Here is a 20,280-nt window from a genome sequence, read left to right on the forward strand (position 1 = left end):
GTGATGACTAAACGGAAGGTCATTCTCGTGACAGATGGTGACGAGTCTGCTAAAAAAGCGGTCGAACATGCTGCAAAAGAAATTGGAGGACGTTGTATTACGCAATCTTGGGGAAATCCTACACAATTAAATGGTGAAGAAATTGTTTCTCTTATTCTTAAGACTCCTTATGATCCCGTCCTTGTTATGTTTGATGACTGCGGATCTAGAAATGAAGGAACTGGTGAAATGGCCATGAGATATGTCGCTGAACATGCTGATATTGAAGTAATCGGAGCGATTGCGGTTGCTTCATCAACCCATTCGACGGAGTGGACTCATGTTGATATTAGTCTTGACCGATATGGACATTTAACAGAATTTGGAGTAGATAAGAGCGGATTACCTGATTTGGAAATTGGCAGAATAAATGGAGATACTGTTTATATTTTAGATGAACTAAATCTCCCTTTTGTGGTAGGGGTCGGTGATATTGGAAAAATGGCAGGTCTTGATACTCTGAAGAAAGGGGCGCCAATTACCAAAAAGGCAATAGAGCTTATATTAGAAAGGAGTAGATACCATGTACAAGGAAACTAAAGAACCCTTTTCTCGTGATATCATAGAAAATGAAGAGCGAATCAAAAAAAGACTTGGTTTTGGAACGTCATTTGATGTTGGTGTACGCAAGTTAAAAATACTTGACCATGAGGTTCAAATATATTTTGTAAATGGTTTATGTGATGATAAATATATTATTGATCTCATCAGAGAATTATTAAATTTACATGGTCGTGTAGGAAAAACATCTTCTTTAAATACAAGGCAAACAATTGAAAATCATCTAGTTAATGTTCAGGTTGAAACAACTGATGATATGAATAAAGCTATCACGGAAATGCTTTCTGGGCTTGTATTTATTTTAGTTGATGGTGAGAATGAAGCCTTTGTTGTTGATGTGAGAAGTTATCCTGGTAGAGGACCAGAGGAACCGGATACAGAGCGTGTGGTTCGTGGAGCACGGGATGGCTATACGGAAAACATTATTTTAAATACAGCCTTAACTCGTCGTCGCATACGTGATGAGCGTTTGAGGCATGAAATCATAAAAGTCGGAGAACGTTCCAAAACAGATATTTGTATTGCTTATATTGAGGGCATAGCAGATCCTGATCTTGTCGAAGTTATAAAAAAAGAATTAGACTCCATACACATAGATGGTTTAACGATGGCGGATAAAATTGTTGAAGAATATGTCGTGAAACAAAGAGCGAACCCGCTTCCTCTCGTACGTTATACAGAGCGACCAGACGTTGCCGCCACGCACCTCTTAGAGGGACATATATTAATAATGGTTGATACATCCCCAAGTGTGATTATTGCACCAACAACGATTTTTCATCATGTTCAACATGCAGAGGAGTATCGTCAAGCGCCTGCGATTGGTACGTTTATTCGTTGGATCAGATTTCTAGGAATATTATTTTCGTTACTCATCCTACCTTTTTGGTTACTTCTCGTCATGCAACCAACATTACTACCTGCAGGTCTTGATTTTATTGGTCCGGAAGAAACAACCAATATACCCGTGTTTTTACAAATTTTATTTGCAGAGGTAGGAATCGAATTATTGAGGATGGCGGCCATTCATACACCATCTCCTCTAGCAACAGCTCTCGGCTTAGTCGCTGCACTATTAATTGGGGAAATTGCGATTCAAGTTGGCTATGTCACTCCAGAGGTTATATTGTATGTGGCTCTTGGTGCGATTGGAATGTTTGCCACCCCAAGTTATGAACTGGGGGTAGGATTAAGGGTAATTAGACTTCTGTTGTTGGTGGTGGTGGCTACATTTAAAGCACCTGGTTTTATCTTAGGGTTAACCTTATTCTTTATTTTGCTTACTTCGATAAAGGCATTTAACAAACCATATTTATGGCCGTTTTTACCTTTTGATCCACCCGCTATGTGGCAAATCCTTATACGCTCAACGGTTCCTTCAGTGAGATGGCGACCGAGTATTGTTGACCCACAGGACCCTATTAGGCAACCTGAGTAAAACCCCCAGCCATCGCTTAATGTAGCGATGGCTTTTACTGTTGAAGCTTGGGTGAGATTATGGTAAAGTAATAAACGATAATTATACAACCCTCATGTAAAATGGGGTAGAGGTGCAAAACGAATCAGTACATTTTGGGAGCTGGGGGAGCTAGGAACAAAATGGAAAGGTCAATTTGCCGAAGCATTTCTGGTTGCTCTCACACAACGGATGCTGGGTCGTTGCTGAAGAAGGAACGAACTGTCACTGGCAGAGGTCAGTGGAGGACTATTCTTTCCGATGAGGTTACCCTTGCGCGAATTTGCTGCAGCTAGTGTAACGACATTAGCTGTTTTTTTAATAGAGATTGGATAAAGCTGCTTTCCCATGCAGCTTTTCTTGATAGTGAGAATGGAAAAGGAGAGATGACTCTAATGTTTTTGCATGGAACAAGTCAAATAAATGAAAATGATCACTTGGAAATTGGCGGAGTAGATACAACTTCGCTTGCTAGTGAATTTGGGACCCCGTTATTTGTTTATGATGTGTCTTTAATAAAAGAGAGAGCACAGCAATTTCGACAAGCCTTTGAAGAGGAGCAAGTCCCTTACCAAGTAGCATATGCGAGCAAGGCATTTAGTTGTGTTGCGATGTTTCAGCTAGCGAATGAACTTGGTTTAAGCCTTGATGTTGTCTCTGGTGGCGAGCTGTACACGGCAATACAGGCCGGTGTACCAATGGGAAAAATTCATTTTCACGGAAACAATAAGAGTTTAGAAGAGCTTGAAATGGCCGTTGATGCCGGGATTGGCTGTATCGTTGTTGATAACTTCTATGAGTTACAAGAGCTTGGTCGAATTTGCGGAGTTAAGAATAAGAAAATGGATATCCTTCTACGTATTACTCCTGGAGTTGAAGCTCATACTCATGATTATATTTCAACAGGACAAGAGGATTCAAAGTTTGGCTTTGATTTGACGAGTGGTCAAGTAAATGAGGCAATCAGACGTGCGTTGGCAGATACTCATATTGAACTGCTTGGGATTCATAGTCATATCGGTTCCCAAATTTTTGAAACGACTGGCTTTGTCATGGCTGTTGAGAAAATTTTTGAGTATGTTCTTGAATGGCGTAACAAGCTTAGCTTTTCTCCGAAAGTAATTAACCTTGGTGGAGGTTTTGGGATTCGTTATATTGATGGGGATACGCCACTTCCGGTAGGGGAGTATGTAAAGAAAATGGTTCAGGTTGTTAAGGAGAAGGCTGCAGCTTATGAAATGACAATGCCAGAAATCTGGATTGAGCCTGGGCGCTCTTTAGTAGGAGATGCGGGTACAACACTTTATACAATTGGATCAAATAAAGATATTCCAAATGTTCGTCATTACTTAGCTGTAGATGGGGGCATGAGTGATAATTTACGGCCGTCATTATATCAAGCAGAATATGAAGGGATTTTAGCAAATCGAGCAAATGAACAGGCAACCGAAACGTTCTCGATTGCAGGGAAATGTTGTGAAAGTGGCGATATGCTTATTTGGGATTTACCTTTGCCAAAGGCTAAGCATAAAGACATTCTAGCAGTCTTCTGTACAGGTGCATACGGCTATGCGATGGCAAATAACTATAACCGTATTCCGCGTCCTGCGATCGTGTTTGTTGAAGACGGTGAAGCACACTTGGTTGTTAAGCGGGAACGCTATGAAGACCTGGTACGCCTTGATGTTCCATTGGTAAAAAAGGTAAATCAATAATTCAGAAGTGTAATTACATTCGTTCAGGGGTGTCTGAGAAGAGTTTCTTTTCGGACACCTTCTTTTGGTCGTTTATAACTTAGATAGTTGACAGAAAATTGACCAATGTAATAAGATTTGGTGGTCAGACGTTTTTCTTATCATTTTATATGGGACATGATTTCACTTTATGAGCAGAATGGTGTAAAATAAAGCGTATGATTTCGAATGGAGGTTTTACATATGAAAAAAGGTAGTATTTCTTTTGAAAATGGGGAAAAACTTGTTATCGAGTTTTTTCCTGAGGTAGCTCCAAAAACCGTTGAGAATTTCGAGAAACTTGCGAATGAAGGGTATTACAATGGCTTAACGTTTCATCGGGTCATTCCAGGGTTTGTTGCTCAAGGGGGATGTCCAGTAGGAAACGGAACAGGTGGTCCTGGTTACACAATTAAATGTGAAACAGAAGGAAACCCACATAAGCATGTTGAAGGAGCACTATCAATGGCTCATGCAGGTAAGGACACTGGTGGAAGTCAATTCTTTGTCGTTCATGACCCACAGCCACATCTTGATGGTGTGCACACAGTCTTCGGACAAGTTATTGAAGGCCTTGATAGTGTAAAACGCATTAAACAAGGTGATATCATGCAAGAAGTAAAGGTATGGGAAGAATAAGAGTTATTCAAAAAAGCTAACTATGTTAGCTTTTTTTGTTTATAGTGTCTGTTCCAAACGTCCATGTTTTAGGTAGGGACCACGAGATGAAACCAGGTTGCTTTGAATGAGAGTGAGTGCCTCTTTGTAAGTAGCAATTTTATATAAAATTAATTTATAATAATAAAGGAATCACTTAATTTTTATTGTATATATTAATGGTAAGATTCAATCACGAAAAGAGATGATGACAGTTGGACATTAATAAAGCAAGCTTTTGGAAGAAATATATTGGAAATACTCGTCTTGATTTAAAAATTGCAGAATATACAAAAGTCACGAGTGCTTGGTCAGGTAAAAATTTCAAGCCTCATTTTAATAAATTTTACTTTTTTACTGGTGGAGAAGGATTTATTCAAATAAATGAAAGGGTTTACGAACCAAAGCCTGGGGATTTGTTTTTACTACCAGCAGGAACGACCCAATCATTCGGTACAGTAAAGGATCACACGTTTGAGAAATATTGGTGTCATTTTAGTGCGAAAATTGGAGAGCTTCATTTACTACAACTCATTGATGCGCCACTCTTTATACATATAACAGAAAAAGAAGCCTTTGCTACTAAGTTTAGAAGTCTCGTAGACTATTCAAAAAGTGAAGAGATTTATAGTGAATTTCTTGCTCAGGCCATTCTTTTAGAATTTCTCTCAATATTTATAAAGGAGAAACGGTCTGATATGAACTTTGTTTCAGCACCATCGATTGAAAAGATAAATACGATTTTAAAATATATTGATGAGCATCTTGCTGAAAATTTATCAGTTGAACATTTATCAAGTATGTTAAATTTTCATCCTAATTATTTTATAAAAGTATTTAAGAATTGCACGGGGTATTCACCGATTCAATACATTAATCACCAACGGTTTGAAAGAGCAGAAAAAATGTTAATGATGTGTGACTTAAGCGTTTCTCAAATTGCTGATCATATTGGCATGGAGTTAACCTACTTCTCAAGAAAATTCAAAGCAAAAACAGGTTTTCCACCTCGGGCATATCGTGAAATGATGATGATGAAAAGTGTAAAAGCATTACCTTATATTAGCAAAGGCTAGTTGGTAGAAAACTAGTCTTTTTCTAATGAGAAGCGAAAAATAGTGTATGATAGGTAGAGAAGAAGTTAGATAAGGGGGGAACTAAAGTGGCAGATATAAAGTATGAAATTAGTGAAAGCCTTGGCATGATTTCAGAAAATCAAAAAGGATGGCGTAAAGAATTAAATCTCGTAAGCTGGAATGGACGAGAGCCTAAATTTGATTTAAGAGATTGGGGTCCTGACCATGAAAAAATGGGCAAAGGGGTTACGCTGACAAAGGATGAAATGATCAAGCTAAAAGAATTATTAAATCAGATTGAACTATAAACTTTCCTCAAACTAGTGGAAGAACTATCTAATTAATACAGGAGGAGAGTTAAAATCGGTACTTTTGCGTATGCGCTTGGAATTATTATTATTGGGTTGTCGCTAGGGAAATGCATAAGGTGGTTTGTTGACACACATCGATTACCGTCTTCTTGGCCGATTGACCGAGTGTTAAAGTATACGATACGTCTCGTATTACTTGGCTTAAATCCGATTGTCTTAATCGGTGCTTTTTGGTTTGTACAATTGACAGATAAAAGTTTGATTTATTTACCGATTTTGGGTGTTTGTACGTTGATGTTGGGTGGAGCTTTGGGCATCGCAGCAGCAAAAACACTAAAAATGAACCGTGCTCAAACCGGTTCCATGTTTGTAACAGGTGCTTTTATTAACATAGGGAGCTTTGGCACTTTATTTTGTTTTTTGTTCTTTGGAGAAGCTAGCTTAGCTTATGCTGCATTGTTTCGACTATTTGAAGAGCTGATTTATTATACAGTTGCCTTTCCGATAGCACGAGCATACGGAGAAACGGTAAAAACGGAAGAGAAAAAAACAGCTGCTATGAAAATATTGACCGATCCATTTATTATGATAACCTTCTCAGCTATTGTAATCGGTGGTTGTTTAAATATGTCAGGTTGGAACCGTCCTGAATTTTATGGAACATTAAACGCTGTGCTTGTGCCACTCTCTTCTTTTCTACTTGTTGTGCCAGTCGGTTTTGCAATGAAATTTAAGTCGGTACGTGGTTATTTGAAAGAAAGCTTTATTGTTTCTACTATTAAATTTTTCTTTGTCCCGCTTACAATTACGACCATTGCATACTTTGCAGGTGTTGGAAATTTACATAATGGGATGGTCTTGGGTGTGGTCTTAATTTTGTCATCGATGCCTCCTGCGGTTACTTCCTTATTACCACCTCAATTATTTAAGCTCGATGTCGATTTGGCTAATTCAAGCTGGTTAATTAATACTGGATTATTAATAGTAGTTTTACCGCTACTGTATGTTATTGTAAATTTATTTTAGAAAGGGGAAAGGCGATTGAAAAGACCTAAAATAACCATTGTCGGAAGCATTAATATGGATTTAGTAACAACGACACAGGTACGGCCAAAAGTTGGCGAAACCGTTCTAGGAAACAACTTTTCAATGATTCCCGGTGGAAAAGGAGCAAATCAAGCGGTAGCGGCGGCTAGATTAGGCGCTGAAGTCACGCTCATTGGGCGTGTCGGGGATGACTCGTTTGGTGCATTATTAACACAACACCTTGAAAAGGAAGGGGTTAAGCTATCAAACTCTTTCCCACTAAAGGATAAGGGTACGGGTATTGCTTCAATCATTGTATCAGAGGGAGATAATAGCATCATTGTTGTACCTGGAGCAAATACAGAGGTTACACCTGAGTATGTAACTAAGTTTGAAAAGGAGATTGCAGGAAGTGATATCGTGTTAGTCCAGCTAGAAATACCGATTTCAGCTGTTGAAGTTACGGTTCAATTGGCAACAAAGCATAAAGTGCCAGTCATCTTAAATCCGGCACCAATGCAATTATTATCCGAGACGTTGCTTCAACAAATTTCCTATATAACACCGAATGAAACAGAAGCTAAAGAGTTGGAAGAACTAACTGGTGGAAAACATCGAGAGAAACTTATTACAACAATGGGGAAAAAAGGTGCATCCTTTTGGAGAGACAATCAATGGATAAAGGTAGATAGTTTTTCGGTTGACCTTGTTGACTCAACAGGGGCAGGAGATTCCTTTAACGGCGCTTTGGCTGTAGCTTTATCAGAAGGTCGAAAGCTCGATGAGGCTTGCCAATTTGCAGTTGCGGCTGGAGCATTAGCTGTTACAAAATTAGGCGCACAAAGTGGGATGCCGATGAGAGAAGAATTAACGCAATTTCTAGAACGACAATGACTATGCTAATCTAGGGTGATGGGTATGAAATATGTTAGAAGGTTTAAAATTTTTGGTGGTAGGCTTTTGAAAACAGGTATTGCAGTTTTACTCACAACAAGTCTTTGTTATCTCTTAAATCTGCCGATGGTCTTTGCAGCAATTATAGCCATTGTGACAATCGAACCAACAGCAGCCGATTCTATAAAAAAAGGAAGGGTTCGTTTTCCGGCAGCACTTATTGGGGCGAGTCTTTCCATGACGTTCACTTATTTTTTTGGTCATGAGCCATTGACGTATACATTAGCAGCGGTTTGTACTATTTATGTATGTAATAAATTAAAGTTAGAAGCGGGGACTTTAATTGCCACGTTAACAGCAATTATGATGATTCCTGTTACTCATGATTATTATTTTCTTGCTTTTATAGAAAGAACGAGTACAACCATTATTGGACTTGTTGTCTCAACGCTTGTGAACATTATTATTCTTCCAGCAAGGTTTTCGGAGCAAATCAAAACGAGAAATGACCAACTTTATCAAGAGACAGCGGACTTGCTTGTCCGCCGTTGTCAAGAACTGCTACTTGAAAATAAAACGAACTCTAAAGAGTCACAGAAAAAGCATCGTCATTTAACAAATGAACTAAAAAAGTCTTTTCAATTATGTGATTATCAGAAGGATGAATGGAAATTTCACCGGCACACAACGAAAGAGATGAGGGCTTTCTTTTACGAATACAAGAAATTAGAACACTTACAACAAATTCATTATTATTTAGGGAATTTATTCTCGATTACAAAAGAAGTCCAAATGTTCACATCATCTGAAAGAGAGTCTCTCCTAGAAATTGCCGAATCAATTTCTAACTCCATGAAGGATTCTCGCCATCAGCTAACAGAGGAACATGTTCAAAAGATAAGTATTTTGGACAAGTTATTTTGGGATACACATGAACGAATACATAAAGAATTAAAGAAAAAATATCATCATCATTTCACACCTTCAACGATTACATTATTCGTTTTACTCTCTGTCCATGATGGCCTAGAAGAGTTAGAGCATATGGCAAGACATCGATTAGAAAGAGGTGAAGCATGAGTTTATTATTTTATGAGGGGACGAAATTTTGGAGTTCTCCATCTGAATACAAGCCAGGAAGTAAACTGACGGATAAGCATATTGCTCAAATAGAGGAAAGTCTCTCTGTGAAGCTACCTAATGAATATATTGACTTAATGAAACAACAAAATGGTGGTACTCTTACCTATGGATATATTCCGTTTGAAGACGGAGATGTGGTGTGGATCCCTTACTTTCAAGAGTTAGAATTGGAAGCAGGGGTAGGGTTGTCCCCTATTTTTCTAGAAGAATCAGCCCTTCCAGCAAATATGGTTTTAATAGCAGGTGATTTTGACACATGGTTAGTACTTGATTACCGAAATAATGAAGAACCGGCTGTTGTATACTGGCAGCAGATAGTCACTGACACGGGTGATAGCAGCTGGCAAGAATATCACATTGCAACAAGCTTTGCTGAACTCTTAACGAAGATTTTTATGAAATAGGTGAAATGGGTATCTGAATGGCTAGATTAGCCTCAGATACCCATTTCCTATCATTGTTTATTTTGGTGCATCTTCTTCCTCACGGTTTGTTGTGCGAAGAGGGATTTCTTTAATGAAAAGAGTAATAACTACGGCAAGAGCGACCACAATCGCACTAAATAAAAAGACACCGGTTAGTGAGAAATTGAGAGCGTCACGCATGAGCCCAATAAATTGATCAAATAAGGTTCTCATCTCTTCTGGAAAGCTTGATCGTACTTTGTCGATTTGTTCTAAATCCATAAGAAGTTGAGGATCTTGTAATTCCAAGAGTCGATTAGAGAATTCATCGGGAACTTCTGTTGAAGCAGGTTGTGCATTAATCTCAGACAGCCGGGTTCTCATTAATTGTCCTAAAATCGTGCCCATTATAGCGACTCCAATGGTTCCGCCTATTTGCCGAAAAACTTGCATTACAGAAGTAGCAACACCTAAATATTTATGTTTTACAGAGTTTTGAACAACAACTTGGAACACAGGCATTGCCATTCCAAGTCCGACTCCAATCAGCATTAATTGGAGGATAATTCGTAATAACGAAGAGTCTGGTTGTAGAAGTGAGTGTAAGAAGAGCCCTATTGACATAATGGCTAAACCGAGCACCGCTAATAACTTATATTTTCCTGTTTTCGTAATCCACTGGCCACCAATTGCACTAAAAGCAACCATTGTCAGGGTCATAGCCATTTCAACTAGGCCTGAAACTGTTGCTGTTTGGCCAAGAACCCCTTGCACGAAAAATGGTGTATACATAATAACGCCGAACATCCCCATTCCCAAAAACAACCCAGCGATATTGGAAAGGGTGAAAATTGGATTTTTAAATAAATGCAAAGGAATGACTGGATTTTTTGCACGTTTCTCAACAAAGATAAATATAACCAAGCCGATAATTGTCACCGAGAACAACCCAATGATTTCAAATGACAGCCAGTCGTAGTGACTCCCTCCCCACGAAAACCCAAGAAGCAATGAAATGATAATAATGGTTATAACAATTGAACCAAGATAATCAATCGCTTGTTTACCTTTACTAACATGAGTAGGATAAAGCTTCCAAATTAAAAGAAAGGCAAACAAACCAATCGGTAGGAAAATCCAGAATACCCAATGCCAATCGAAGTTATCCACGATATACCCACCAAGCGTTGGGCCAAATAAGCTGGAAAGACCAAACACACCTGCAAATAATCCTTGCCAGCGTCCCCGTTCACGAGGTGAAAATAAATCGCCAACCGTTGTAAACGCTGATGACATAATCATTCCGCCTCCGAAACCTTGAAGTCCTCTAAAGATAATAAGCTGAATAATCGTATTAGACGTTCCGCATAAAAAGGCCCCAACCATAAATATTCCAATTCCAATTAAAATAAAAACTTTTCTACCATAAATATCTGATAGACGACCCACGAGCATTGCTGTAATTGTCGAGGTGAGCATGTAAATCGTAAACACCCATTCAAAATAGTTCATTCCTCCAATCTGTGAAATGATTTTTGGTAAGGAAGTCCCGACAATTGTCATATTAATTGCAGCAAAGAACATTGCTGACATAACAGCAATCATAATAATAACTTTCTGACGTTGTTCTAAATGTTCCATTACTAACCTCATTTCTAATGATTAAGTCTTTTTTTAGACATTAAGTCAATAAATTCTTTAAGTTTTGTTACATCCTCTTCAAGCTCTTTAATTGAATGAATATAGGCTAGCAATGAATTAATAAGAAACTTCCGTGGCTGTTTACTTTTCATTTCCTCATCTAAAAGTAACAAAGACGAAATATAATTATGCTTTTCCTCCGCATTAGGTATGTGAAGTAGTTCAATTTTTCTAATAAGTTGGGTGATATCGAAAGAGAGCTTTTCTTCTTGAGAATGAAAGGATTCATGCTCCCCAAGTTGATCGATCTCCATCATCATTTCGGCTGTTATTATCGGTGTTGGTTGATGTGCATTGAAATCCTCGGTAATGATTTTAGTAAGACGAACAATAAATGACGCGGTCTCCTGTATATCAAGAGGTTTTCTTTCAAACACAAGCTGATGTTGATACTCTCTTATAATTCCGTGAAAAATAGAAACTAAATCCCATAAAAATGGGTTGATTTCTTCACCATAGGCTTGCAAGAGCATCTTTTTTTGGCGAAATATGATTTTCGCGCGTGTTTGTGAGATGAAATCTTGAATGTTTATGCTTTTTTGATTCCGTTGTTCATTGAGTAAAATTTTAATAAAATCTCCATTTTCCTTAAAAAGAGATAAATGAATGAAAACTTGTTTTGTTAGGTTTTCGAACGGTGATAAATAGGTATCCTTTGAAACAAAAGCTAGCTTTTCAAACATTTCATCCTGGTAGCGTTTAATAATGGAAAGTAGTAGTTCCTCCTTTGATTTAAAATTTAAATAGAGCGATCCTTTTGAAATTCCGACATCCTCTGCAATCTCTTGCATTGATGTAAAATGATATCCTTTATTTGCAAACAAATTCATTGCTGAATGAAGAATACGCTCTTGTTTATCGTTCATTGTTAAGACCTCATTTCAAAGGAACTGACTAATTAGTCAATTGCTTAATTCACACTAATATTGCTAATATACCATATCATTTTAACTTGCTACAATTAAATAAACTTCTACAATTAAATAAACTGACTATGTAGTCAAAATCTTTTTTTTTGAAAAAATTCTTGTTCTTAATTGTTCTATGGTATCTTTTTAAGTAGTCATACTATTTGGGGGAGGATACGATGTTTTCAAAAGAAGAGAAAGAAGCTATCTATAAAGTTATTGAGACAAGAAGAGACGTTCGAACATTTCTACCATCACCTATTTCTGAAGATGTCATTCAAAGATTGCTAGAAGCTGCTCATCATGGTCCTTCAGTTGGATTTATGCAACCTTGGAACTTTGTTCTCATTACGTCTCAAGAGGTAAAAGAACGGCTTGCCTGGGCTGCTGATAAGGAACGAAGAGCACTCGCCATACATTATGAAGGGGAAAAGGAATCAAGCTTCTTGCGTTTGAAAGTTGAGGGATTAAAGGAGGCACCATTAACGATTTGTGTAACATGCGATCCAACACGAGGAGGTTCACATGTGTTAGGGCGTAATTCGATTCCTGAAACTGATAGTCTTTCAACTGCTTGCGCCATTCAAAATATGTGGTTGGCTGCCTGTGCAGAAGGTCTTGCGATGGGCTGGGTTAGCTTTTATAAGAAAAATGACATTCGGGATATTTTAGCGATTCCACCTCATGTTGATCCGATTGCGTTGATGTCAGTCGGGTATACTGAAAATTATCCTAGTAAGCCTATCTTAGAGGAAGCGAACTGGGAAAGGCGTCGGTGCTTAGCTGATTTAATTTTTGATGATAAATGGGGTGCAAGAAGATAGATGGAAATTTTCAAAGACTTAGTGCAAGTTGAGTGGGATGACTTTCGAAAATATATACTAACGTTAGCTATAACGGCTGTTATTACTTATGGATTTGTTATTTTTATCCGTTTTAGTGTACATCAGTTTTTTAAACGTACCGATTACATTGATCGAAAACATGAGGAAACATTGGAAAGTGTCATTAAAACAACGTCGAATTATATTGCGTTTTTTGTTGTGCTTGTCACAGCGATACGACCGTTTATAGAAATTAGAGAATTGCTTGTTGCAGGCGGAGTCCTAGGAATCGTCATCGGTTTTGGAGCTCAAAGTGCGATTAAAGATATGCTCTATGGGTTCTTTTTCTTATTTGAAGGACAATTTCGAAAGGGGGATTTCGTCCTAATCAATGATGAGTTAGATGGGGGAATCGTAGAAGAATTAGGGTTTCGTGCTTTAAAAATTCGTAAGTTAAATGGAATGGTCACAACAATTTCAAATGGTGAGGTTCGAAAAGTTATTAATGGAAACGTTGAAACAAGACGAATTTTTGAAGCAGTAATCGTCAGCTTTAGGCAAAACCCCAGCGAAGTTAAATGCTTATTAATAGAACTTTGCGAACGGTTAAATGAACAACATAAAGGATATTTAAAGCGCGACAGGGAAGGGAATGTAGTAGAACCTTACCGTGTACATGGTATTTCATCCCTTGATACAACGCCACTTGGATATAAATTTACAATTGTTGCTACAGTTACTGACCAAGATTATGTTGTTGCTGTTCAAGATATGAAGGAGCAATTAGCGCAATTATTATTTGAACAAAAAATCATAATGCCAGAACAAAAAATTTTTTACAATAATGAAGTCGATAACTAAAAACAAGTTAGTTGACGAATGATGAGGAAAAGGATACAATCATTTCAAGATTGATAACTACATAGCATAATCCTTCGGGGCCGGGTGAAAATCCCGACCGGCGGTGATGAGGCCCTATCGAAAAGGTTTCTTAGTCCGTGACCCGATTTTGATTCGTCAAAAGCGGTGGACCTGGTGAAAGTCCGGGACCGACAGTGAAAGTCTGGATGGGAGAAGGAAGAGAAGAACATCGAAGCTTTTTTTTTGAAAAGCTAAGATAAAAAGGGAGAAGTCTGTCCTTTTTATAGATGGGAACACACAACCCGTTTGTTTATTTTTAAACGGTTTATTTCGTGATACTCTTTTATTACACCCCAACCCGAAGTGAAAACTTCGGGTTTTTTGTATAGTCGCAAGAGCGACGGCAGCCGAGTGAACTTCTCGGCTAAGGTTTTGTATAGTCGCAAGAGCGACGGCAGCCGAGCGAACTTCTCGGCTAAGGTTTAATTTTCCAATGAATATAAAATAGGGTGATGACATGAACGATGTGGAGTATATGAACCTAGCCTTGCAGTTAGCTGAAAGTACCCGTGGGCAAACGTCACCTAACCCAATGGTAGGGTCAGTCGTTGTCAAGGGTGGAGCCATTGTTGGAATGGGTGCTCATTTAAAAGCTGGTGAAGGTCATGCAGAAGTACAAGCGTTAACAATGGCGGGAGAAAAAGCAAATGGAGCAACGATATATGTAACACTTGAGCCTTGCAGTCATCATGGAAAAACGCCGCCTTGTGCAGAATTAATCATAGCTAAGCGATTAAAACGGGTAGTTATTGCAATGGTTGATCCCAATCCTGAGGTTGCTGGAAGAGGCATTAAAAAGCTTAAAGATGCTGGGCTTGAGGTTGAGGTTGGTGTCTGTCAATCAGAAGCGAAGAAATTAAATGATGTATTTTTCCATTATATTAAAACGGGAAGACCATTTGTAACGATGAAATCAGCAACAACGCTTGATGGTAAGACGGCGACGGTAACCGGTAAAAGTAAGTGGATTACCGGAGAAGCTGCGAGGGAAGACGTACATCGTTATCGTCATAGCCATGACGCAATTCTTGTTGGTATTGGAACCATCTTAGCAGATAATCCATCGCTTACAACGCGATTGCCTCAAGGTGGAAAAAATCCGATCCGCGTCATTTTAGATAGAGGACTGCGTACTCCTCTTGATGCGGTCATCGTCAATGATAAAGAGTCTCCAACATTGATTTTTGCAACAGAAGAGGCTTCCACGGAAAACGAAAAAAATCTTGAAGCACGAGGCGCCATCGTTATTAGACTTTTTAACTATTCAATTGATACGGTTTTAAAAGAACTCGGATTGCGAGGGATAACATCCGTATTCGTAGAGGGTGGTGCTAAAGTGAACGGTAGCTTCCTAAAAGAAAAAGCGGTGAACCAACTTATTATGTATTTAGCTCCGAAGCTGTTCGGTGGAACAGGTGCACCTACAGCTATTGGAGGGGAAGGGATACTTGAAGTTGATGACGCTCTTTTGCTTGATATAACAGATGTGATGAAAGTCGGCGATGATATAAAGCTAATCGCGCAAGTAAAGGAGGAGGGATAATCGTGTTTACTGGTATTATTGAAGAAGTTGGGACCATAGATGATATTCGCCAAAGCGGTGAAGCAATTGTAATGAAAATCGCAGCATCATCGATCTTAGATGACGTTCATTTAGGAGATAGTATTTCCGTTAACGGAGTTTGTTTAACCGTAACCTCATTTACGACGAAACAGTTTTCGGTTGATATTATGCCTGAAACCGTGCGTGCTACAAGCTTAAAAGGACTAGGTAGAGGTTCGAAAGTAAACTTGGAGCGTGCGATGAGTGCAAAAGGTCGGTTTGGAGGTCATTTTGTATCCGGGCATGTTGATGGAACCGGGCATGTCTTATCAAAAGATGCACAACATAATGCTGTATACTACCGGATAGGAGTATCAGAAGAGTTGAGAACGTATATGATTCATAAGGGCTCTGTTGCGGTTGATGGAACGAGCTTAACGATTTTTGCAGTCGATAATGAATCTTTTACAATTTCAATTATTCCTCACACAATAGAGCAGACGATTATAGGTTCAAAGAACGTTGGAGATATCGTTAACATTGAATGTGACATGGTTGGAAAATACATCGAGCAATTTATCATGAGACGCTTTGATGCTACTAAAGCTAATTCTTCTTTAACCTCTAGCTTTTTAGAGGAACATGGCTATAAATAATAAGTTCAAAGGATGGTGAAATAGATGACAGAAAAAATATTTGACCCAATTGAAGAAGCGATTTATGAGTTAATGCAGGGAAAGGTTATTATCGCTTGTGACGACGAGGATCGTGAAAATGAAGGGGACTTTATCGCAATCGCTGAAAAGACTACCCAGGATGTGATTAATTTTATGGTAACGCATGGGCGTGGACTTGTCTGTGTGCCGATTACAGAAAATCGAGCAGAGGAGCTAGATTTAGTTTCCATGGTTGACCACAATACAGACCCACATGGTACAGCGTTTACGGTTAGTGTAGACCATTACACAAACAAAACGGGAATCTCTGCGAAAGAAAGGGCAGATACCGTTCAGGCATTAATTGATGAGAAATCACAAAAGCAACATTTTAAACGGCCAGGACACATGTTTCCACTTGTTGCTAAAGACGGGGGGGTTTTGCGACGTGCAGGTCACACGGAAGCAGCTGTTGATTTGGCAAGATTAGCTGGTTCAAAACCTGCTGCGGTCATTTGTGAAATTATGAATGAAGATGGCACGATGGCACGAGTACCTGAGCTTCGAAAAATTGCCGATGATCACGATTTAAAGATGATTACAATTAAAGATTTGATTAAGTACCGTCACCGCAAAGATAAGCTCGTAAAACGAGAAGTAGAGGTGAAGCTCCCTACTGAGTTTGGTGACTTTCAAGCATTAGGTTATAGTAATATCGTAGACGATAAGGAAAGCATCGCATTGGTAAAAGGCACAATCGTTGAAGGAGAACCAACGTTAGTGAGAGTTCATTCTGAGTGCCTAACAGGTGACGTATTTGGTTCTCATCGTTGTGATTGTGGTCCACAGCTTCATGCTGCATTGGCTCAAATCGAGAAAGAGGGTAAAGGGATTTTACTCTATATGCGCCAAGAAGGTCGCGGAATTGGTTTGATGAATAAGTTAAAGGCCTATAAGCTTCAGGAAGAGGGTTATGATACAGTTGAAGCAAATGAGAAGCTTGGTTTTGCAGCAGACTTACGAGATTATGGGATTGGTGCACAAATCTTACGGGATTTAGGGGTTAAGCAAATGAGGCTTCTAACAAACAATCCCAGAAAAATCACTGGTTTAAAAGGCTATGACCTAGAAGTAGTAGAGAGGGTGCCACTACAACTACCTCACAATAAAGATAACGAAAACTATTTACGTACGAAAACATCAAAATTAGGACATATGTTACGTTTTTAATGAGCTTTTTAAAAGATCTTACATACGAAGGAGGAATTTATAATGGGAAAAGTTTTTGAAGGACATTTAGTAGCGACAGGTTTAAAGGTTGGAATCGTAGTTGGGCGATTTAATGAATTTATTACGAGTAAGTTATTGGGTGGAGCACAAGATGCACTTAAACGTCATGGTATGGAGGAAGCCGATATTGATGTAGCTTGGGTACCGGGAGCTTTTGAAATTCCATTCGCGGCAAAAAAGATGGTTGATTCAGGTAAATATGATGCCGTGATTACGCTTGGAACCGTTATCCGTGGATCAACACCTCATTTTGATTATGTTTGTAATGAAGTGGCAAAAGGAGTAGGTTCTTTATCATTAACATCAGGAAAACCAGTTATTTTCGGTGTTCTAACAACTGATACAATTGAACAAGCTGTCGAACGAGCTGGAACGAAGGCAGGTAATAAAGGCTGGGATGCAGCTACTGCAGCAATTGAAATGGCTAACCTAAGTCGTTCATTTGATAAATAAAAGTCTATATTTTTATGAGGGAGCTAGGTCCAATGACCTGAGCACCTTCTTTTTTTTGATGAACCTTCACACGTGTATGAACATATTGTAAAAGGGGAAAGTAGAGTGAAAACAGTCAAGTTCTATATTATTGACTTTACGATTCCTTATTATGATAAACTAAAAAGAAGTGATAAAGGTAAAGAAGGGGAAAAACATGCTACTACCTTATAAAACAGTTCATAAGAAAATAGCGATGGGGCTCCTTTCGTTTATGCCCAAAGAAAAAGAATTAAAAAAGCTCATCAAGACAATGGAACGTTATGAAACAGAAGCGAATTGGCAGCTTTATTTATGGCAGGAAGGTCATGATTTTGTTGGTATTATTGGTATAAAGGTTGAAGAACAAGAAGCAAAGCTACAGCATCTTTGTGTCAATCCTTCTTTTCGTGAAGAAGGAATAGGGAAGAAAATGATTCAAGCTATAAACGAACAACATTCTTTTCAATTAATACCTACAAAAGAAACAAAGGGTTTTTTCCAAACGTGTCAAGAAGATAAGATTTTATAAAGATGACTCGAAACTCAACAGCTTGAGTCATCTTCTTTTGTTATTTTTGCTTGTTTTAGGCGCTTTTGTATTTGTCGCTGGCGTTCTTCTATAACGGCCTCTCGGTTTCTTCTAGTATGCTTATGAACAAGTTCCTCATTTTCTAAACTACTTTCCATCCCCCAAGCTATCCCTAATTGGTTACATCGTTCCTGGCAAGAGAGAAGTAAGTTTTCGTCAACTATCGGCAAATTCAAGTCGGTAAAACTGGAATTGATAAATTGGATTTCTTCGATTCTTTGTGTGATTTGTTCATATAAAAGAGATGCATTAATACCTAAAGCCGCGATTTCTCGCTGTTCTAATTCAATAATTCTTGCTGCGCTGGTGAACATGCGTTTTGCCCCGTTCAGATTACCACGACGTTGATGATATAGTCCCACAGCTAATTGTATAAGCCCAACCCAGTGTTGCTTTCGTTTACCACGGGGTTGTTTTTTCCAGTGTTCCTCTAACACTTCATGACATTCGAAATAATCGCGTTCCCCATGAAAGTAGAGAAGATAATCTAGATAAGCGTTTGGATACATTGTGTTCCCTCCATCTATTATTCCGTTTTCAGTGTACCATACCAAATGAGCTAAATTTCAAAGATGAGTTGTAAATTATGAAGATTGTTGGGGATGTTTTTGATAAAATGGAGAAGAATTGAATATAATTGTATCGAAAGAATGTTCCCCTTTGCTCCTAGATATGTTATAATCTCATCTAAACTAAAAGAGCTAGTGGTGGTTGAATGAACCCATACAGTGTTAAACTCGATGCCTTTGAAGGTCCTCTTGACCTCCTTCTCCATCTGATTAATCAAGCAGAAGTAGATATATATGATATCCCTGTGGCAATGATTACAGACCAGTATATGAGCTACGTTCACGCTATGCAAAATCTTGAGCTCGATAGTGCAAGTGAATACTTAGTCATGGCAGCAACGTTACTCGTAATAAAGAGTAAAATGCTTTTGCCAAAACAACAAGATGAGCTCTTTGATGAAGAACTGATGCCTGAAGAAGAAGATCCCCGGGATGAACTAATGTACCGACTTATTGAATATAGGAGATACAAGGAAGCTGCGAACGATCTTAAGGATAAAGAAGAACAACGAAGCTTGGTGCACTCCAAACCTCCTGTCGATTTAGAGCCGTTTATTAGTGATGACGACCGTCGTGAGATTGCAATCCATGGTGTGTCGCTTTTTGACATGCTCGCAGCGTATCAAAAGTTAATAAAGCGTAAGGTGCTCAAGGCACCGCGAACAACAACAGTGAGAAGTCAGGAATATTCAATTGAAGTAAGAATGCATGAAGTCATTGATGAAATCAGACGTTTTCATGGCAAATGTCGTTTTGAGGAATTATTTCCGGTTCCAGAAAAAGGTTTTGTCGTTGTAACTTTTTTAGCCATTCTTGAACTGATGAAAACAAACGTTATTCACTGTGAACAAAAGGAGAATTTTTCGGATATTATGATTTTTGCGACAGAGGAGGAACTATCCAATGGAGCTACATGAAATGAAAGCCATCATTGAAGGGTTGCTCTTTGTTACCGGAGATGAAGGTATGACAATTGAGCAGGTAGCAGAAATTCTTGAATTAGAAAAAGTGACTGTTTTGGAAGCCATAAATGATTTGCAGGCAAACTATGAACAAGATCACCGCGGTCTTCAAATTGTTCAAATCGCAGGCGCATTCAGGTTTACTACAAAAGCAGAACACGCTGATTATTTTAAAAAATTAGCATCATCACCGATTCATTCCGGCCTCTCCCAGGCTTCCCTAGAAACACTTGCAATCGTTGCCTATAAACAACCGATTACACGAGTTGATATTGATGAGATTCGAGGAGTAAAGTCAGAAAAAGCATTGCAATCTCTTTCATCAAAGCTGCTAATTAAGGAAATCGGCCGAGCGCCAGGAACTGGTAGACCAATTTTATACGGCACAACAAAACAGTTTTTAGATCACTTTGGGTTAAAACAGCTTAATGAACTTCCTCCGTTGCCTGAGGATATTGATGAGGAATCGTTAGATGATGAAGCTGATTTATTTTTTAAGCAATTTGAGGAAAATTTGGGAGTCGAGTAGACTACAAATGATGT

At 38.6% G+C, this 20,280-nt stretch carries 22 protein-coding genes and 2 riboswitches; of the genes, 19 read left to right on the top strand and 3 right to left on the bottom strand.

From position 1 onward, the window contains the following. Window positions 1-3 precede the first annotated feature (3 nt). The 10 genes from CEF19_RS16750 (at window position 4) to CEF19_RS16795 (ending at window position 9,300) form a co-directional block, all read left to right on the top strand. The gene (locus tag CEF19_RS16750; RefSeq protein WP_319830080.1) at window positions 4-579 is read left to right on the top strand and encodes a stage V sporulation protein SpoVABEA; all 576 of its coding nucleotides are present in this window, start codon (window positions 4-6) and stop codon (window positions 577-579) included. Beyond that, the gene (locus CEF19_RS16755) at window positions 563-2,038 is read left to right on the top strand and encodes a spore germination protein (RefSeq protein ID WP_100407110.1); all 1,476 of its coding nucleotides are present in this window, start codon (window positions 563-565) and stop codon (window positions 2,036-2,038) included. Before CEF19_RS16750 ends, CEF19_RS16755 begins: the two co-directional genes overlap by 17 nt. A gap of 99 nt (window positions 2,039-2,137) precedes the next feature. Beyond that, window positions 2,138-2,316, top strand: a riboswitch (Lysine riboswitch). Window positions 2,317-2,451: 135 nt separating this feature from the next. Further along, window positions 2,452-3,771, top strand: a complete 1,320-nt coding sequence (gene lysA / locus CEF19_RS16760; protein ID WP_100407111.1) for a diaminopimelate decarboxylase — start codon at window positions 2,452-2,454, stop codon at window positions 3,769-3,771. Window positions 3,772-3,993: 222 nt separating this feature from the next. After that, window positions 3,994-4,428: a peptidylprolyl isomerase gene (locus CEF19_RS16765; RefSeq protein ID WP_100407112.1), complete on the top strand. Its 435-nt coding sequence runs from the start codon at window positions 3,994-3,996 to the stop codon at window positions 4,426-4,428. A gap of 233 nt (window positions 4,429-4,661) precedes the next feature. Further along, entirely contained in the window at window positions 4,662-5,522 is an 861-nt protein-coding gene (locus tag CEF19_RS16770; protein WP_100407113.1) for an AraC family transcriptional regulator, read from the top strand. An 86-nt stretch (window positions 5,523-5,608) separates the two neighbouring features. Then, on the top strand, window positions 5,609-5,830 hold the full coding sequence (locus tag CEF19_RS16775; protein ID WP_100407114.1) for a YdbC family protein: 222 nt from the start codon (window positions 5,609-5,611) through the stop codon (window positions 5,828-5,830). 168 nt (window positions 5,831-5,998) lie between these two features. Next, complete coding sequence (locus CEF19_RS16780) at window positions 5,999-6,859, top strand: AEC family transporter (protein ID WP_157800987.1); 861 nt, start codon at window positions 5,999-6,001, stop codon at window positions 6,857-6,859. 15 nt (window positions 6,860-6,874) lie between these two features. Continuing rightward, the gene (gene rbsK / locus CEF19_RS16785; RefSeq protein ID WP_100407116.1) at window positions 6,875-7,753 is read left to right on the top strand and encodes a ribokinase; all 879 of its coding nucleotides are present in this window, start codon (window positions 6,875-6,877) and stop codon (window positions 7,751-7,753) included. A 24-nt stretch (window positions 7,754-7,777) separates the two neighbouring features. Then, window positions 7,778-8,833, top strand: a complete 1,056-nt coding sequence (locus tag CEF19_RS16790) for an FUSC family protein (RefSeq protein ID WP_227522016.1) — start codon at window positions 7,778-7,780, stop codon at window positions 8,831-8,833. Then, window positions 8,830-9,300 carry an SMI1/KNR4 family protein gene (locus CEF19_RS16795; RefSeq protein ID WP_100407118.1) on the top strand — a complete coding sequence of 157 codons (471 nt, stop codon included), beginning with the start codon at window positions 8,830-8,832 and terminating at the stop codon, window positions 9,298-9,300. Before CEF19_RS16790 ends, CEF19_RS16795 begins: the two co-directional genes overlap by 4 nt. 57 nt (window positions 9,301-9,357) lie before the next feature. On the opposite strand, the gene CEF19_RS16800 is transcribed toward CEF19_RS16795, so the two are convergent. Both CEF19_RS16800 and CEF19_RS16805 read right to left on the bottom strand, forming a co-directional pair. Further along, window positions 9,358-10,941 (bottom strand): MDR family MFS transporter, encoded by a 1,584-nt coding sequence (locus CEF19_RS16800; protein WP_100407119.1) that lies wholly within the window; start codon window positions 10,939-10,941, stop codon window positions 9,358-9,360. A gap of 14 nt (window positions 10,942-10,955) precedes the next feature. After that, window positions 10,956-11,867, bottom strand: coding sequence for a TetR/AcrR family transcriptional regulator (locus CEF19_RS16805; RefSeq protein ID WP_100407120.1), 912 nt, complete (start codon window positions 11,865-11,867; stop codon window positions 10,956-10,958). Window positions 11,868-12,088: 221 nt separating this feature from the next. Here CEF19_RS16805 and bluB point away from each other — a divergent pair, with 221 nt between their 5' ends. From bluB to CEF19_RS16840, 7 genes are all read left to right on the top strand, one after another. Then, a complete protein-coding gene (bluB, locus tag CEF19_RS16810) occupies window positions 12,089-12,733 on the top strand; it encodes a 5,6-dimethylbenzimidazole synthase (protein ID WP_100407121.1) in 645 nt (214 codons plus the stop codon). Further along, a complete protein-coding gene (locus CEF19_RS16815; RefSeq protein WP_100407122.1) occupies window positions 12,734-13,594 on the top strand; it encodes a mechanosensitive ion channel family protein in 861 nt (286 codons plus the stop codon). It abuts the gene before it with no gap. A 66-nt stretch (window positions 13,595-13,660) separates the two neighbouring features. Next, window positions 13,661-13,816, top strand: a riboswitch (FMN riboswitch). Window positions 13,817-14,111: 295 nt separating this feature from the next. Then, a complete protein-coding gene (ribD, locus tag CEF19_RS16820; RefSeq protein ID WP_100407123.1) occupies window positions 14,112-15,197 on the top strand; it encodes a bifunctional diaminohydroxyphosphoribosylaminopyrimidine deaminase/5-amino-6-(5-phosphoribosylamino)uracil reductase RibD in 1,086 nt (361 codons plus the stop codon). A 2-nt stretch (window positions 15,198-15,199) separates the two neighbouring features. Then, window positions 15,200-15,853 (top strand): riboflavin synthase, encoded by a 654-nt coding sequence (gene ribE, locus CEF19_RS16825; protein ID WP_100407124.1) that lies wholly within the window; start codon window positions 15,200-15,202, stop codon window positions 15,851-15,853. 24 nt (window positions 15,854-15,877) lie between these two features. Further along, window positions 15,878-17,083 carry a bifunctional 3,4-dihydroxy-2-butanone-4-phosphate synthase/GTP cyclohydrolase II gene (locus CEF19_RS16830; RefSeq protein ID WP_319830081.1) on the top strand — a complete coding sequence of 402 codons (1,206 nt, stop codon included), beginning with the start codon at window positions 15,878-15,880 and terminating at the stop codon, window positions 17,081-17,083. 42 nt (window positions 17,084-17,125) lie between these two features. Continuing rightward, window positions 17,126-17,596 (top strand): 6,7-dimethyl-8-ribityllumazine synthase, encoded by a 471-nt coding sequence (gene ribH, locus CEF19_RS16835; RefSeq protein ID WP_100407125.1) that lies wholly within the window; start codon window positions 17,126-17,128, stop codon window positions 17,594-17,596. Between the two features lie 196 nt (window positions 17,597-17,792). Continuing rightward, the gene (locus CEF19_RS16840) at window positions 17,793-18,146 is read left to right on the top strand and encodes a GNAT family N-acetyltransferase (RefSeq protein WP_100407126.1); all 354 of its coding nucleotides are present in this window, start codon (window positions 17,793-17,795) and stop codon (window positions 18,144-18,146) included. A 14-nt stretch (window positions 18,147-18,160) separates the two neighbouring features. Here the strand turns inward: CEF19_RS16840 and CEF19_RS16845 are convergent, their stop codons facing one another. Continuing rightward, window positions 18,161-18,715, bottom strand: a complete 555-nt coding sequence (locus CEF19_RS16845; protein ID WP_100407127.1) for a DUF309 domain-containing protein — start codon at window positions 18,713-18,715, stop codon at window positions 18,161-18,163. A gap of 206 nt (window positions 18,716-18,921) precedes the next feature. On the opposite strand from CEF19_RS16845, the gene CEF19_RS16850 reads away from it, so the two are divergent. Next, on the top strand, window positions 18,922-19,692 hold the full coding sequence (locus CEF19_RS16850; RefSeq protein WP_100407128.1) for a segregation/condensation protein A: 771 nt from the start codon (window positions 18,922-18,924) through the stop codon (window positions 19,690-19,692). Then, window positions 19,679-20,266: an SMC-Scp complex subunit ScpB gene (scpB, locus tag CEF19_RS16855; protein WP_100407129.1), complete on the top strand. Its 588-nt coding sequence runs from the start codon at window positions 19,679-19,681 to the stop codon at window positions 20,264-20,266. The genes CEF19_RS16850 and scpB overlap by 14 nt, the downstream gene beginning before the upstream one ends. Window positions 20,267-20,280 lie beyond the last annotated feature (14 nt).

The organism is Bacillus solitudinis (assembly GCF_002797395.1).
Lineage (GTDB): Bacteria > Bacillota > Bacilli > Bacillales > Bacillaceae_D > Halalkalibacter_A > Halalkalibacter_A solitudinis.

Excerpts from the sequence above, each read along its gene's own strand:
- CEF19_RS16830 (WP_319830081.1), top strand. The coding sequence starts at position 15,878 with ATGACAGAAAAAATATTTGACCCAATTGAAGAAGCGATTTATGAGTTA.
- ribD (WP_100407123.1), top strand. The coding sequence starts at position 14,112 with ATGAACGATGTGGAGTATATGAACCTAGCCTTGCAGTTAGCTGAAAGT.
- lysA (WP_100407111.1), top strand. The coding sequence starts at position 2,452 with ATGTTTTTGCATGGAACAAGTCAAATAAATGAAAATGATCACTTGGAA.
- CEF19_RS16805 (WP_100407120.1), bottom strand. The coding sequence starts at position 11,867 with ATGAACGATAAACAAGAGCGTATTCTTCATTCAGCAATGAATTTGTTT.
- CEF19_RS16845 (WP_100407127.1), bottom strand. The coding sequence starts at position 18,715 with ATGTATCCAAACGCTTATCTAGATTATCTTCTCTACTTTCATGGGGAA.
- scpB (WP_100407129.1), top strand. The coding sequence starts at position 19,679 with ATGGAGCTACATGAAATGAAAGCCATCATTGAAGGGTTGCTCTTTGTT.
- CEF19_RS16790 (WP_227522016.1), top strand. The coding sequence starts at position 7,778 with ATGAAATATGTTAGAAGGTTTAAAATTTTTGGTGGTAGGCTTTTGAAA.
- CEF19_RS16755 (WP_100407110.1), top strand. The coding sequence starts at position 563 with ATGTACAAGGAAACTAAAGAACCCTTTTCTCGTGATATCATAGAAAAT.
- ribH (WP_100407125.1), top strand. The coding sequence starts at position 17,126 with ATGGGAAAAGTTTTTGAAGGACATTTAGTAGCGACAGGTTTAAAGGTT.
- CEF19_RS16850 (WP_100407128.1), top strand. The coding sequence starts at position 18,922 with ATGAACCCATACAGTGTTAAACTCGATGCCTTTGAAGGTCCTCTTGAC.
- CEF19_RS16765 (WP_100407112.1), top strand. The coding sequence starts at position 3,994 with ATGAAAAAAGGTAGTATTTCTTTTGAAAATGGGGAAAAACTTGTTATC.
- CEF19_RS16795 (WP_100407118.1), top strand. The coding sequence starts at position 8,830 with ATGAGTTTATTATTTTATGAGGGGACGAAATTTTGGAGTTCTCCATCT.
- CEF19_RS16840 (WP_100407126.1), top strand. The coding sequence starts at position 17,793 with ATGCTACTACCTTATAAAACAGTTCATAAGAAAATAGCGATGGGGCTC.
- CEF19_RS16750 (WP_319830080.1), top strand. The coding sequence starts at position 4 with ATGACTAAACGGAAGGTCATTCTCGTGACAGATGGTGACGAGTCTGCT.
- CEF19_RS16800 (WP_100407119.1), bottom strand. The coding sequence starts at position 10,941 with ATGGAACATTTAGAACAACGTCAGAAAGTTATTATTATGATTGCTGTT.
- CEF19_RS16815 (WP_100407122.1), top strand. The coding sequence starts at position 12,734 with ATGGAAATTTTCAAAGACTTAGTGCAAGTTGAGTGGGATGACTTTCGA.
- bluB (WP_100407121.1), top strand. The coding sequence starts at position 12,089 with ATGTTTTCAAAAGAAGAGAAAGAAGCTATCTATAAAGTTATTGAGACA.